This is a genomic window from Marinicauda pacifica (assembly GCF_004793635.1).
In the GTDB taxonomy this organism is placed as follows: Bacteria; Pseudomonadota; Alphaproteobacteria; order Caulobacterales; family Maricaulaceae; genus Marinicauda; species Marinicauda pacifica.
This window is the reverse complement of the sequence record NZ_SRXV01000001.1, coordinates 39,188-51,714: the sequence shown is the minus strand read 5'-3', so window position 1 is coordinate 51,714 and position 12,527 is coordinate 39,188. Positions and strand designations below refer to the sequence as shown.

General features: G+C 67.8%; 12 protein-coding genes. 9 read left to right on the top strand and 3 right to left on the bottom strand.

Features of this window, described 5'->3' with window-relative positions; translation table 11 throughout:
- From E5162_RS00240 to E5162_RS00230, 3 genes are read right to left on the bottom strand one after another with little or no spacing between them, the layout of a single operon-like run.
- A complete protein-coding gene (locus tag E5162_RS00240; protein ID WP_135942955.1) occupies positions 1-276 on the bottom strand; it encodes a hypothetical protein in 276 nt (91 codons plus the stop codon).
- Positions 276-923, bottom strand: coding sequence for a CoA pyrophosphatase (locus tag E5162_RS00235; RefSeq protein ID WP_233342040.1), 648 nt, complete (start codon positions 921-923; stop codon positions 276-278). Before E5162_RS00235 ends, E5162_RS00240 begins: the two co-directional genes overlap by 1 nt.
- Positions 920-1,468, bottom strand: coding sequence for a DUF1285 domain-containing protein (locus E5162_RS00230; protein WP_135942954.1), 549 nt, complete (start codon positions 1,466-1,468; stop codon positions 920-922). The genes E5162_RS00235 and E5162_RS00230 overlap by 4 nt, the downstream gene beginning before the upstream one ends.
- A 96-nt stretch (positions 1,469-1,564) precedes the next feature.
- Between E5162_RS00230 and E5162_RS00225 the strand changes: the two genes are divergently transcribed.
- The 9 genes from E5162_RS00225 to E5162_RS00185 all read left to right on the top strand — a co-directional run bounded on the left by E5162_RS00225 (position 1,565) and on the right by E5162_RS00185 (position 12,500).
- Positions 1,565-2,563 (top strand): AAA family ATPase, encoded by a 999-nt coding sequence (locus E5162_RS00225; RefSeq protein ID WP_135942953.1) that lies wholly within the window; start codon positions 1,565-1,567, stop codon positions 2,561-2,563.
- 5 nt (positions 2,564-2,568) lie between these two features.
- On the top strand, positions 2,569-3,453 hold the full coding sequence (locus E5162_RS00220) for a DUF58 domain-containing protein (protein ID WP_135942952.1): 885 nt from the start codon (positions 2,569-2,571) through the stop codon (positions 3,451-3,453).
- Positions 3,450-6,182: a DUF4159 domain-containing protein gene (locus E5162_RS00215; RefSeq protein WP_135942951.1), complete on the top strand. Its 2,733-nt coding sequence runs from the start codon at positions 3,450-3,452 to the stop codon at positions 6,180-6,182. Before E5162_RS00220 ends, E5162_RS00215 begins: the two co-directional genes overlap by 4 nt.
- A 4-nt stretch (positions 6,183-6,186) precedes the next feature.
- Entirely contained in the window at positions 6,187-8,238 is a 2,052-nt protein-coding gene (locus E5162_RS00210) for a hypothetical protein (RefSeq protein WP_135942950.1), read from the top strand.
- 49 nt (positions 8,239-8,287) lie between these two features.
- Complete coding sequence (locus E5162_RS00205) at positions 8,288-9,640, top strand: mechanosensitive ion channel family protein (RefSeq protein ID WP_135942949.1); 1,353 nt, start codon at positions 8,288-8,290, stop codon at positions 9,638-9,640.
- A 103-nt stretch (positions 9,641-9,743) separates the two neighbouring features.
- Positions 9,744-9,962: a hypothetical protein gene (locus E5162_RS00200; RefSeq protein WP_135942948.1), complete on the top strand. Its 219-nt coding sequence runs from the start codon at positions 9,744-9,746 to the stop codon at positions 9,960-9,962.
- 81 nt (positions 9,963-10,043) lie between these two features.
- Positions 10,044-10,415 (top strand): hypothetical protein, encoded by a 372-nt coding sequence (locus E5162_RS00195; protein ID WP_135942947.1) that lies wholly within the window; start codon positions 10,044-10,046, stop codon positions 10,413-10,415.
- Between the two features lie 15 nt (positions 10,416-10,430).
- A complete protein-coding gene (cutA, locus tag E5162_RS00190) occupies positions 10,431-10,772 on the top strand; it encodes a divalent-cation tolerance protein CutA (protein WP_135942946.1) in 342 nt (113 codons plus the stop codon).
- A gap of 102 nt (positions 10,773-10,874) precedes the next feature.
- Positions 10,875-12,500 carry an ATP-binding protein gene (locus E5162_RS00185; RefSeq protein WP_135942945.1) on the top strand — a complete coding sequence of 542 codons (1,626 nt, stop codon included), beginning with the start codon at positions 10,875-10,877 and terminating at the stop codon, positions 12,498-12,500.
- Positions 12,501-12,527: the final 27 nt, after the last annotated feature.

Here is a 12,527-nt window from a genome sequence, read left to right as displayed (position 1 = left end):
CTACCCGTCCGCCTCGTCGCGCACGACCCGGCCCTCGGAATCGAGATGGAATTGCGGCGGGCTGTAGCCCTCCTCCCCCCGCTCATCACCGCTGAGGAGTGCGAAGGTGGCGATGGCGATCAGCGCCATCATGCCGCCGGCCGCGCCGAGCGCGATAACCGGCGCGTCTCTCTGAGCCAGAGGCTTCTCGACCGAAAGCCGATAGCGCTGGATCAGCGAATAGATAACGAGCGGTGCGACGAACAGGATCGCCGCCAAAACCATGATACGGATCATTAGCCCGCTCCTTTGGCAGTCGCCAGACGCTCGCCGAGAATCTTGAGCATTCCCGCCGTTGCGCCCCAGATATAACGCCCCTTGTAGGGCATCGCGTAATAACGTCGAAGCCGGCCGCGAAACTCCACCTCCTCGAGCCGGTGATTATGGGCATCCATCAGGAAATCGAACGGCGTCTCGAAGACTTCGGCCACCTCTCCGGGATCGGCCGTAATTTCGAAACCCGGCTTCAGGAGGCCGACGAACGGCGTGATATGGTAGCCCGTCACCGTCTGATAGCTGTCGAACCGGCCCAGGAGCTCGACCTCATCGGGGCGCACGCCGATTTCCTCATGGGTTTCGCGCAAGGCGCACTCGGCCAAGCTTTCGCGCCCCACATTCTGGCGTCCGCCGGGAAAACTGATCTGGCCGGCATGAGCCTGGAGGTGATCGGCGCGCCGAGTGAATAGCACGGTCAGCGTGTTGCCTCTGCGCACGAGCGGGGCCAGGACGGCGGCCGGTTTCAGGTTACGCGCCGCAGGCAGACCGCCCTCTTCCAGCATACCGTCGCCATGGCGCGGTTTGACCTTGCGCGCATCGACCGGGTCGAGCACCTCTTTAAGGCAGGCGACGGCTCGCTCCGGGCTGAAGGGAGGCCGCGCCCTCACGCTTTCGGGCCAAGCGGAAAGAACACGCCCGCGCTCCAGACACCCATGACCGGCTTGCCGGCCTCGTCCTCGCCCTCGACGGCCAGTTCCGCCAGATCGTAGAAGGTCGCCCGGTTGATGAGCGCGTCGAGATTTCCGCGCACGTGGACGTAGGGCTCCGGCTCGCCATCATCGCCGGTCTTGATGCGCAGCGGGTGATCCGGGCCGGCGATCACGGCGTCGTCCAGATTCGTCAGGAAAGCGATCTTCTGGTCCCGGCCCTCGCCCTCGACATCGAGGCGAATCGCGACGAAGGGCGCGACCTCGACCTGGATCTCGATCTTCTCCACCGGGGTGACGAGATAGGTCTTGCCGTCATCGTCCTTTCGAAGAACGCGCGAAAACAGGCGGACCAGACGCTCTCGCGTGATCCGCGTGCCTTCATGCCACCAGCTCCCGTCGCGGCGGATGACGAGATCCATCTCGCCGCAATTGTCCGGCTCCCATTTCTCCACGGGCGGCAGACCCTGCCCGCTTTCACCCGCTGCTTCGATCAGCGACTGCATTACATCTCCGTCAGATGGGTGCGTAACCATGGACACCTTTCCTGGCTCCCGCCATGCTCGGCTTCTCTCCGGTTCATCATTCAAGGACATAAGGCGATGACCGTCTCGAAGGAAGACGCCCATGCGTTAGCAGAGCGCGCCGACCGCGCCGCAGACCGCCTGGCCGAAGCCAAAGCCTCCGTAGCCAAGGCCATTATCGGCCTGAACGAGGTGGTCGAGCAGGCGCTGGCCGTGATCCTGTCCGGCGGGCACGGCCTGCTGGTCGGTGCGCCCGGCGTGGCCAAGACCCGTCTGGTCCATACCCTCGCCACTGTCACGGGGCTGGACGACAAGCGGATCCAGTTCACGCCCGACCTGATGCCGGCGGATATTCTGGGCTCCGAAGTGCTCGAAGAGGGTGAAGACGGACGCCGGTCCTTCCGCTTCCTGCCGGGCCCGGTCTTTTGCCGCCTGCTCATGGCTGACGAGATCAACCGGGCGAGCCCGCGCACCCAGGCCGCCCTGCTGCAGGCCATGCAGGAAGGCCATGTGACAATCGCCGGGGAACGCCATGACCTGCCCCGGCCCTTCCACGTGCTCGCGACCCAGAACCCGATCGAGCAGGAGGGCACCTATCCCTTGCCCGAAGCTCAGCTTGACCGCTTCCTGATGCAGATCGACGTGCCGTATCCGCGCCGCGAGGACGAGCGCGCCATCCTGCTGGCCACGACCGGGACCGACGAGGGCGAGGCCCATACCGTCCTCACCGGTCAGGAAATTCTGGATCTGCAGGGTCTCGTGCGCGCCATGCCGGTTGGCGAGGAGACGCTGGAGGCGATTCTGACGCTGCTCGAACGCGCCCGTCCAGACACGTCGCCCGATGCCGAAGTGCGCGAGGGCGTGTCCTGGGGTCCCGGCCCGCGTGCCGGTCAGGCCCTCATGCTGGCCGTGCGCGCCCGCGCCCTGCTGCAGGGACGCCTTGCCCCGTCTACCGCCGATGTCGCGGCGCTGGCCGGGCCGGTGCTCAAACACCGCATGGCGCTGAGCTTCGCCGCGCGGGCCGACGGGCTCCAGCTGGACACCCTCATCGCACGCCTCGCCGCGGAGGCCGCCTGATCGCAATGGCCGAGACCCGCGCGCCCCGCACCGGTCGCCTGCGCCGCGAGGCGGAGGGTGAAGCCGCGAGCTTCCCGGCCTTGCTCGCAGAGGCGGAGCGTATCGCTGCGAGCGTCATGCACGGCACTCACGGACGGCGGCGCCCGGGAATGGGCGAAAGCTTCTGGGAGTACCGGCCCCATCGCCGCGAGGATGGCGCAGCCCGGGTCGACTGGCGCCGCTCGGCGCGCGGCGACCAGCTTTTCGTACGTGAAACCGAATGGGAAGCCGCCAACGGCGTCTTCCTGTGGCGCGATGGCGATGCGGGCATGGCCCTGTCGAGCCCGTCCCTGCCCGTCAAGCGCGACCGCGCGGCAGTCTGCCTGATCGCGCTCGCTTCGCTGCTCTCACGTGGCGGCGAGCGGATCGCCGCGCTCGGCGAGACCGGTCCGGCGCGCGGCGGCCGCCGGGGCCTGGAGCGTACCGCGCAGGCGCTGGCCGACGGGCCGGGCGATGTCCGGTCTGTCGAGGCGCCGGCCCTGCCACGCCATGCCCATGTTGTGCTGGCCAGCGACTTTCTCGATCCGGCCGAAACCTGGCAGGCGCGTCTGGCCGGCCTGCGCGCCTCGGGCGCGGGCGGCGCCCTGCTGCGCGTCGTGGACCCGGCCGAAGAGGATTTCCCCTTCTCGGGACGGACCCGGTTTCGCGATCCGGCCTCGAACGGCGATCTCCTGTTCGGGCGCGCCCAGTCGGCGCGCGACACCTACCAGACGCTGTGGCGCGAACACGCTGACGCGCTGGCCCGGCTGGCCCGGCGCAGCGGCTTCACGCTCATCACGCACCGGACCGACCGTCCGGCGGCATCGGCCGTGATGGCGCTCTATCAGGTGATCGCGGGGATGGATCGATGATCGCGCTCGGGCCGCTCGCCTTCGCTGCGCCCCTGGCTCTGCTGGGGCTTCTGGCATTGCCGCTGCTCTTCATGGTGCTGCGCGCCACACCGCCCAGCCCGAGCAATGTCGTGTTCGCCCCGATCCGTCTGCTGCGCCAGATCGCGCGCACGCCCGAGACACCGCAAACCACGCCGCTCTGGCTGATCGTCCTGCGTCTGGTGCTCGCCGCCCTGCTGGTCATCGCGCTCGCCCGGCCGGTCTGGCGCCCTGACACCGAAGCCGGGGCGGACCTGCCGGTTCTGGTCGTGCTGGACTCAGGGTGGAGCAGCGCGTCGAACTGGCGCGCCATGACGGGCGAAGCGCGCAGCGCGCTGGAACGGGCGAGCGCGTCGGGCCGGGACGCCGCGCTCATCCTCACCGCGCAGGCCAACCGGTCGGAGGAGGCAAGCGAGCTGCGCTTTGCTCCGGCACGCGAGAGTCTCGCCCGGCTGGCCGCCGTGGAACCTCAGGCCTGGGCCCACGACCGGGGTCTGGCCGCTGAACGCGCCGAGACCCTCTTCTCCGACGAGCGCGCGCCGGACCGGGTGCGTACGCTGTGGATATCGGACGGCATCGAGTCGGACGGATCGCGCACCCTGTCCCAAGCACTGTCAGCGCGCGGCCCGCTGATCGTATCGGTTCCCGAGCAGGGCAACGAACCGGTTGCGTTGCGTCCGGCCGAGGCGAATGCAGAAGGCTTCTCGGTCACACTCGTGCGTCCCCCTGGCGCACCGGCGCGCAGCGTGGAGGTCGTCGCCGTGGCCGATGCCGGTCAGGCCCTGGCGCGCGGCGAGGCCCGGTTCGAGGATGGCGCTGATACGGCCAGTTTCAGTGCGCGTGTGCCGCTCGATCTGCGCAATCGCCTGCGGCTCATCCGGGTGGAGAGCGAAAGCTCGGCCGGGGCGACCCAGCTGACCGACGATAGCTGGCAGCGTCCGCGCGTCGGGCTGATCGAACCGGCCGGCGGCGAGCAGGACCAGCCGCTCCTGTCCGACCTTCACTATGCCGGCGAGGCCCTGGCGCCCCACGCGGAAGTATTGCGCTCGCCGCTCGACGCGCTGCTGGAGGCCGAGCCGTCGGTGCTGGTGATGGTCGATGCCGCGCGTGAGGACAGCGAGCGTGTGAGCGCCTTCGTCGAGGCGGGCGGCGTGCTCCTGCGCTTTGCCGGGCCGCGTCTTGCCACGCGCGGGGATACGCTCCTGCCGGTTGCGCTGCGTACCGGCGGGCGCCTGTTTGGCGGAGCGATGGCGTGGGACAATCCCCAGCGCCTCGACCACTTTACCGAAGACAGCCCGTTTGCCGGGCTTACCCTGCCCGAAGACGTCTCGGTGAGCCGGCAAGTCCTGGCCGAGCCCGGTCCGGCGCTGGATGCCCGGGTCTGGGCACGGCTTGAAGACGGGACGCCGCTGGTGACCGCCGAGCGGCGCGGCGAGGGCTGGATCGTGCTCTTCCATGTCACCGCCGGACCGGCCTGGTCCGATCTGCCGCTTTCCGGCCTCTACCCGGCCATGCTGCGCCGGGTGCTGTCGCTGGCGGGGCGCAGTGCCGCGGGAGCGCCCTCCCAGGGAGCCTGGCAGATCGATCGCGCACTCGATGGCCTGGGCCGCCTCGGCGAACCGCAAGGGCGGACCCATCCCATCCCGGCCGCGGCGTTCAGCGAAGCCGAGCCCGGTCCGCACACCCCGCCCGGACTCTGGCAGCTGGGCGCGGCGAGCGCCGCCCTGAACGTCGCCGACGATGCAACGGAGCTGGTGCGCCTGCCGCGCGACCTGCCTGGCGCCGTCGTGACAACGCGCGAAGGGGGCGGCGAAATCCGCCTGACGGGACTGCTGCTCACCCTCGCCGCCCTGCTGCTGGTGACCGACATGCTCATTGCCCTTGCCCTGACCGGACGTCTCAGACCCGCTCGATCGGGTCTTGGCGCTCTGGCGATGGCTGTCGTCCTGCTGCCCGCCGGCGCGTTCGATGCCCGGGCCCAGGATGCCGCGATCAGCGATGCCGAGGCGATGGACCGCGCACTGGAAGTGCGCTTCGGCTACGTGCAGACGGGCAACGCGGAGATCGACCGCATGAGCCGGGCCGGATTGACCGGTCTCGGCCAGACGATCTTCAATCGCACCGCGATCGAGCCGGGCGAGCCTCGCGCCATCCAGATCGAGTCCGATCCCATCCTTTTCTATCCGATGATCTACTGGCCGGTGACACGGGATGCGGAGGCGCTGAGCCCGAATGCCTCCGCCCGCATCGAGGCCTATCTGCAGTCGGGCGGGCTGGTCATCTTCGATACGCGCGATGCCGGCCTGTCCGGTCTCGGCGGGACGCCGCATCCCGGCCTGGTTCGCATTCTGGACTCCATCGACATCCCGCCGCTGGCCCGGATCACACCCGATCACGTGCTTGGCCGGACTTTCTATCTGCTCGACGACTTTCCCGGCCGCTATGGCGGCGGCAATGTCTGGGTTGAGGCCGACCCGGACGGGTCCTCGCGCGATGGCACGTCCGGCGTCATTATCGGCGGAGCGGACTGGGCCTCGGCCTGGGCCACCGGACCGGACGGCCAGCCGCTGGCACCGGTGGAAGGCGGCGACCGCCAGCGCGAGCTCGCCCACCGGACGGGTGTGAACTTCGCGATGTACGCCCTCACTGGCAACTACAAGGCCGACCAGGTTCACATTCCGGCCATTCTCGACCGGCTGGGCCAGGACTGACGCGATGACGGGAACGACACTCGCCTTCAGCCCGCTGGTCGGGACCTCGGCCCTGATCGGACTGGCCGTGCTTCTGACCGGGGTCATCGCCTATGCGGCGCTGCGCCGCCTGCCCGGCTGGCCGTGGCGCCTGCTCGCAGGCGTGACGGTTCTGGCCGTGCTGACCAATCCTTCCCTTGTGCGCGAGGAACGCGAACCGCTGTCCGACATCGCGCTTCTGGTCACCGATGACAGCGTATCGATGGATATCCCCGGCCGCAGGCAAGCGGGTGAAGCCACGGCGCAGGCCCTGCGCGCCGCCGCCGAAGCCGATCCGCTGCTCGATCTGGTCGAGATCACCGGCGGTCGCGCGGAGGACGGGACGCGCCTGGTCGAGACGATCACGGAGGGACTTGCCGACATTCCGCGCGGCCGCCTGGCCGGCATCGTGGCGGTCAGCGACGGGCAGGTCCACGACCTGCCCGAGGACCCTGGCGCCCTGTCGCTGACAGCCCCGCTTCATCACTTTGCGGCCGGCAGCGCGGAGGCCGGGGACCGCCGTCTCGTCATCGAGGAAGCCCCTCGCTACGGCCTGGTCGGCGATCCGGTGAGCTTCACGCTGCGTGTCGAGGACCCGGCTGCGGCCGAAGGCTCGGCCGAGGTCACCTTGCGCGTGGATGGGGGCGATCCGATCACTGCGCGTGTCGCCATAGGCCGCACGGTGAATGTCGAGGCGGAGGTACGCCATCGCGGTGCCAATGTCGTGGAAATCGAGGTCGAGCCCGGCCGCGAGGAATTGTCGCTCCTCAACAACCGCGCCGCGGTCAGCGTCACGGGCGTGCGTGACCGGCTACGGGTGTTGCTGGTCACCGGAGAGCCGCACAACGGAGCGCGCGCCTGGCGCGATCTGCTCAAGTCCGACCCGTCAGTGGACCTGGTCCACTTCACCATCCTGCGCCCGCTGGACAAGCAGGATGCGACCCCGCCCGACGAGCTGGCGCTCATCGCCTTCCCGGTCTTCGAGCTGTTCCAGCAACGCCTGGAAGAGTTCGACCTGGTCATCTTCGACCGCTACCGCCGGCGGGGGATCCTGTCTCCCATCTATATTGGCAATATCGCGCGCTATGTGGAGAATGGCGGCGCGTTGCTGGTCACTACCGGACCGCCCTTCGCCGGCCCGGCCAGCCTGGCGCGCTCCCAGCTGGCCAGCGTCCTGCCCGCACGCCCGAACGGACAGATCGCGGAAGAACGCTTCACCCCCCAGGTCAGCGAAACCGGCGCCCGCCATCCCGTCACCGCGCCCATGGCTGGCCGCGAGGCGAGCTGGGGTCCCTGGTTCCGCCGGATCGGTGCCATTCCGATTTCCGGCGAGACCGTACTGGAAAGTCCCGATGGCGAGCCGCTCCTGATCCTGTCGCGCCAGGAGCAGGGCCGCACCGCCATCCTGATGAGCGACCAGGCCTGGCTGTGGGAGCGCGGCTTCGAGGGCGGCGGCCCGCACGACGAGCTGTTCCGCCGGGTTGCGCACTGGCTCATGGGCGAACCCGAACTCGACGAGGAACGCCTGTCTGCGAGCGTGAGCGCGGGAGAGCTGATCGCCACGCGCAGCACACTGGCCGACAGCGCTCCGCCGCTGGAGATCGTGTGGCCTTCCGGCGCCGAACAGAGCGCCGAGATGACCGAAACCGGGCCAGGCCGGTTCGAGGCGCGCCTCGGCGTGGAGGAGACAGGTCTGATCCGGCTGCGGTCCGGAGAGCTGACGACCGTGGTGTCGGCCGGCCCGCTCAACCCGCGCGAATACGAGGATCTGACGGTAGACACCGACGGCCTTTCCCCGCTGGTGGACGCCAGCGGAGGCCGTGTGTTCGAAGTCGGCGCCGGTGAAAGCGTCGACCTTCCGCAATTGCGCCGGACGCGGCCCGGCAGCCTGCAGCACGGCGAGGACTGGGCCGGCCTGCAGCGCAACGGCGCCTATGAAGTCGCAGAAGCCCGGCGCACGCCGTTGACCCCGGGCCTGCTCGCCGTGCCCGTTCTGCTCGCCCTGATCGGTCTCGCCTGGCGCCGCGAGGGCCGGTAAGTCCATGAAGGCTTTGCCTTCGCGGAGGGACGCGGGCTAGGCTGAACGCATGGCCAGCGAACCCGCCTCACCTTTCAGCCTGCAACAGCTTCAATCGCTTCGGACCCGCCTCCTGGAAGGGCTCGATGCGGCGAGGGCCGAGGCGTTCACCTTCGACATCGTGCTTCAGCTCGGCGCGATCGCTTTCGCCAGCGTTCTCGGACTGGTGCTCGGCCCGCTCCTTGTCAGACTGTTCAAGCGCATCTTCGCCGCGCCCAAGCTCCAGCCCCTGCGCGATGCCGGGGCGCGCGTCGGCGCGTCGATCGCGGGCATGTCGCTCATTGTCATGGTGCTGGTAGCGGCGCGGATCGGGTTCGAACAGGCTGGAGGCAGCGTCTTCCTGTTGAACCTGGCCGTGAGCCTGGCTGTGGCCTGGGTGATCATCCGGGTGGCCACGGCCTTCATTGCGGAACCGTTCTGGGCCCGGCTGATCGCGAACATCGTCTGGGTCATCGCCGCGTTGAACATCGTCGGCTGGCTGAGCCCCTTCTCTGCCTTCCTGAACGGCATCGGGATGGATGTCGGCGAAGGCGGGCGGCTCTCGCTCCTGACCGTTCTGCGCGCGGTCTTCATCCTGGCGATCCTCTACTGGCTGGCCACCCGCGTCTCGCGCCTGCTCTCCACACGCGTCACGAAAATCCCAAATCTGACGCCTTCGGCGCGCCTTCTGCTGACCAAGACGGTGCAGATCGGCCTGATTACCCTGGCGGTCGTTCTGGGGCTGAACATCTCCGGGGTCGACTTGGCGGCCCTCGCGATATTCTCCGGCGCGGTGGGTCTGGGCATCGGCTTCGGCCTGCAGAAGATCTTCGCCAACCTGATCTCCGGCCTCATCCTGCTGATGGACCGCTCGATCAAGCCGGGCGACGTCATCACGCTGGAAGACACCTACGGTCACGTGAACGCGCTGGGTATGCGCTTTGCCAGCGTCATCACCCGCGACGGGATGGAGCACATCATCCCGAACGAGGACTTCATCACCACCAAGGTGATCAACTGGTCCTATTCCGACCGGGCGGTGCGCGTGAAAAAGGAGATCGGGGTCGCCTACGGCACCGATGTCCCGCGCGCCATGGAGCTGATCGTGGAAGCGGCGAATACCGTGACGCGCGTCCTGGAGGCGCCGGCGACGCGCTGCCTCCTGCGCAGCTTCGACGACAGCCAGATCACGCTGGAGGTCCGGTTCTGGATTTCTGATCCCGAGGGCGGCGTCAACAACGTCTCCTCCGACGTGCTGGTCGCGATCTGGAAGAGCTTTGCCGAGAACGACGTGCAGTTTCCGTTCCCGCAGCGCGACATTCACCTCAAGAGTGAAGAGACGATCCGCGTCCGGCTCGAAGGCCGCGACAGCCCGGAATCGTGAAGCCCCAAGTCGCGAAGCCGGAAGTCGTGAAGGCCAGGCCCTTCATCGCGCATTAAGCCAGCCGGGCTAAGACACAGGCGATAACCGGGGGAGGTTTCCTGTCATGCGTGTCGTCTCGATTGCCACTATCGTCCTGACCCTGCTTGCCGCGCCTGGATGCGCGGTGGCCGGCACGGCCTTCATCGCCGCCGACACAGCCATCGGCGTGACCGGGGCCGCCGTGGGCGCAGCCGGAAATGTCGCCGAAGGTGCGGTCCGCCTGGCCATTCCCGGTGACGGCAAGGACGACCGCGACGAGCGCGACGCCTACGACCGTTCGTGACCGGCTGACGCCGGTGGCTTGGCGACGCCGGGCCGTCCGCCTACCCTGTCATCAGCGCCACACGTTTCGCGGATGACCCTCATGATGATTTTCCTCGCCTCTGCCCTGGCCGTGACCAGCCTGGCCGCTCAACCGGCCAGAGCCCCTGCGCCCGGCCAGTCGACGCTTGCCTGGGTCAATGCCTGTCAGACGGAGGCGGCCTCACGCACCAGCGCGAATGTACGCGAGGCCTGCGCCTGTGCCGCCGGCCTGTTCGCCGGCACCATGACCGAGCGCCAGTACGAGATCTTCGGCCGCATGGCCCCTCACATCTCCAGCCGGTCGGACATTGCGGGAGCGATCCAGCAGATGACCGAACAGCAGGGATACACGCCCGAAGAGATTGCCGGGGTGGGCCAGACCATTGCCAGTCTGGAAACCCGCATCGACCGGGTTTGCGGCGTTCTCGAATAGAGGAACACCGGCCCGATGTCCCGCGACGAGACGATCCGCCTGCTCTACACCACCTGGCCGGACGAGGCCGGTCCGCATGCCGCGGCCGCAACCCTGCTGAGCGAGAAGCTGATCGCCTGTGCGAACATTCTCGGGCCGTCCACCTCGATCTATCGCTGGGAAGGCGAAGTCCAGACGGAGCGCGAAATCGTCGTCCTGTTCAAGACCTCGGCCGCGAGCGCGGCGCGCACGTGCACCCGGCTGACCGAGCTTCACCCCTATGACGAGCCCTGCATCGTGGCCTTGCCGGTCGACCGTGCCGGGTCCGCGCCTGGCTTTCTCGCCTGGGTTGCGGACGAGACCGGAGAACGACCGTGACACTCCGGTGAAGTTTCGTTGAAACCTTGCGGTTGTTAAGACCCCGGCAAGCTCGGCAGCGCTCTCTCTCGTGCGAGATTTACCAGCAAGGTTCCCGCACACATGCCAGCGACAGTTCGCAGCCTGATCCACGACGCGCCCATCATAGACCCGGCCCTGACCGGCTCTGAAATCTACGACCTGTTTCATGACGACAAGGACTTGCTGGTCTGCGCCGTTGTCGAGGACGGTGTCCCGGTCGGGCTGGTCTCGCGCAACAGCTTCTTTCTCAAGATGGCCGATACGCATGGGCGCGCGCTCTATGCGCGGCGCCCGATCACTGTTCTCATGAACCGCACCCCGCTGCTGATCGAAGCGGACCGCCTGATCGAGGATCTCAGCCGCCAGATCGTCACCGACACGACCTCGGCGCTGTTCGACGGCTTCGTCGTCACCGAGGGCGGCCACTATCTGGGAGTCGGGTCCGGGCTCGCCCTGATGCGCGTGCTGCATGAGGAGAGCGAAACCCGCAATCACAAGCTCGCAGCACTGGCCAATCAGCTCAGCCGGGCCCGGCTGGAGGCGCTGTCAGCCGCGGACGCCAAATCCGAATTCCTCGCCACCATGAGCCATGAAATCCGCACTCCGCTGAACGGCGTGCTCGGCATATCCCAGCTGCTGATCGATAGCGGGCTGGATCCCGAACGCCTGCGCCTGGCTCGAACCATTCAAAGCTCGGGCGAGATTCTTCTTCGTCTTCTCAACGACCTCCTCGACCTGTCCAAGATTGAGGCTGGCAAGATGGATCTCGAGATAACCAGTCTCGATCTTCAATCTCTTGCCGAGGATACCCTGCAGCTCTGGCACGCGCGTGCCGAAGAGAAAAAGCTCCGCTTCGACGTCCGCCTCGAAGAGGCCGAGCCCGAACGGCTGCAGGGCGATCCGGTACGCATCAAGCAGATTCTGTTCAACCTGATCGGCAATGCGATCAAGTTCACCGACAGCGGATCGGTCGAGGCCGTTCTGCGCCCCGTCCCTATCGGCCCGCGCCGGACCGCCTTGCGGGTTGAGGTCCGCGACACCGGTTGCGGTGTGCCCGGGAGCGCGCACGACACACTCTTTGACGCCTTCACGCAGGCCGATGGCGCGATCACCCGAAAATATGGCGGCACGGGCCTGGGTCTGACGATCTGCAAACGCCTGGTCGAGCTGATGGGCGGGTCGATCGGATTTCGCAGCGACGATACCGGTTCGGTCTTCTGGTTCGAAGCCGTCCTGTCCAGCGGCAGCGTGGCGGCGCCGAAGCAGGCGCCGGTTTCCGCGCCAAAGCCGGCCGGTCCCGGCCCGCGCATTCTCCTGGCCGAAGACAATCCGATCAATCGGCAGGTCGTTTCCGGCTTCCTGAAGCTGCAGGGCTGGCAGTGCGACATGGTGGTGGACGGAGCCGCTGCCATCGAGGCGGTTCGCACTCAGACCTACGACCTGGTTCTGATGGACGTGCAGATGCCGCAAGTGGACGGGCTGGAGGCGACGCGCCGCATCCGCCGGCTCGGCGGAGCGCTGGTCCAGCTTCCCATCATTGCCCTGACCGCCAATGCGATGCCCGGCGACGTACGCCGGTGCGAAGAAGCCGGCATGGACGGCCATATCGCCAAACCGATCGAGAAGATAAGCTTCTTCGACGAGATCGACCGTGTCATGAAAGTCCAGCAGGATCCGTTGCGCCGCACCGTCGTGCGTCAGGCCTGATCTGTCTCGAGCGAACGTGCGGCGGCG

What these genes read in the sequence shown, in the direction of transcription:
- E5162_RS00240 (WP_135942955.1), bottom strand. Translation starts at nt 276, where the DNA reads ATGATCCGTATCATGGTTTTGGCGGCGATCCTGTTCGTCGCACCGCTC.
- E5162_RS00205 (WP_135942949.1), top strand. Translation starts at nt 8,288, where the DNA reads ATGGCCAGCGAACCCGCCTCACCTTTCAGCCTGCAACAGCTTCAATCG.
- E5162_RS00200 (WP_135942948.1), top strand. Translation starts at nt 9,744, where the DNA reads ATGCGTGTCGTCTCGATTGCCACTATCGTCCTGACCCTGCTTGCCGCG.
- E5162_RS00220 (WP_135942952.1), top strand. Translation starts at nt 2,569, where the DNA reads ATGGCCGAGACCCGCGCGCCCCGCACCGGTCGCCTGCGCCGCGAGGCG.
- E5162_RS00230 (WP_135942954.1), bottom strand. Translation starts at nt 1,468, where the DNA reads ATGCAGTCGCTGATCGAAGCAGCGGGTGAAAGCGGGCAGGGTCTGCCG.
- E5162_RS00195 (WP_135942947.1), top strand. Translation starts at nt 10,044, where the DNA reads ATGATGATTTTCCTCGCCTCTGCCCTGGCCGTGACCAGCCTGGCCGCT.
- E5162_RS00215 (WP_135942951.1), top strand. Translation starts at nt 3,450, where the DNA reads ATGATCGCGCTCGGGCCGCTCGCCTTCGCTGCGCCCCTGGCTCTGCTG.
- cutA (WP_135942946.1), top strand. Translation starts at nt 10,431, where the DNA reads ATGTCCCGCGACGAGACGATCCGCCTGCTCTACACCACCTGGCCGGAC.
- E5162_RS00210 (WP_135942950.1), top strand. Translation starts at nt 6,187, where the DNA reads ATGACGGGAACGACACTCGCCTTCAGCCCGCTGGTCGGGACCTCGGCC.
- E5162_RS00225 (WP_135942953.1), top strand. Translation starts at nt 1,565, where the DNA reads ATGACCGTCTCGAAGGAAGACGCCCATGCGTTAGCAGAGCGCGCCGAC.
- E5162_RS00185 (WP_135942945.1), top strand. Translation starts at nt 10,875, where the DNA reads ATGCCAGCGACAGTTCGCAGCCTGATCCACGACGCGCCCATCATAGAC.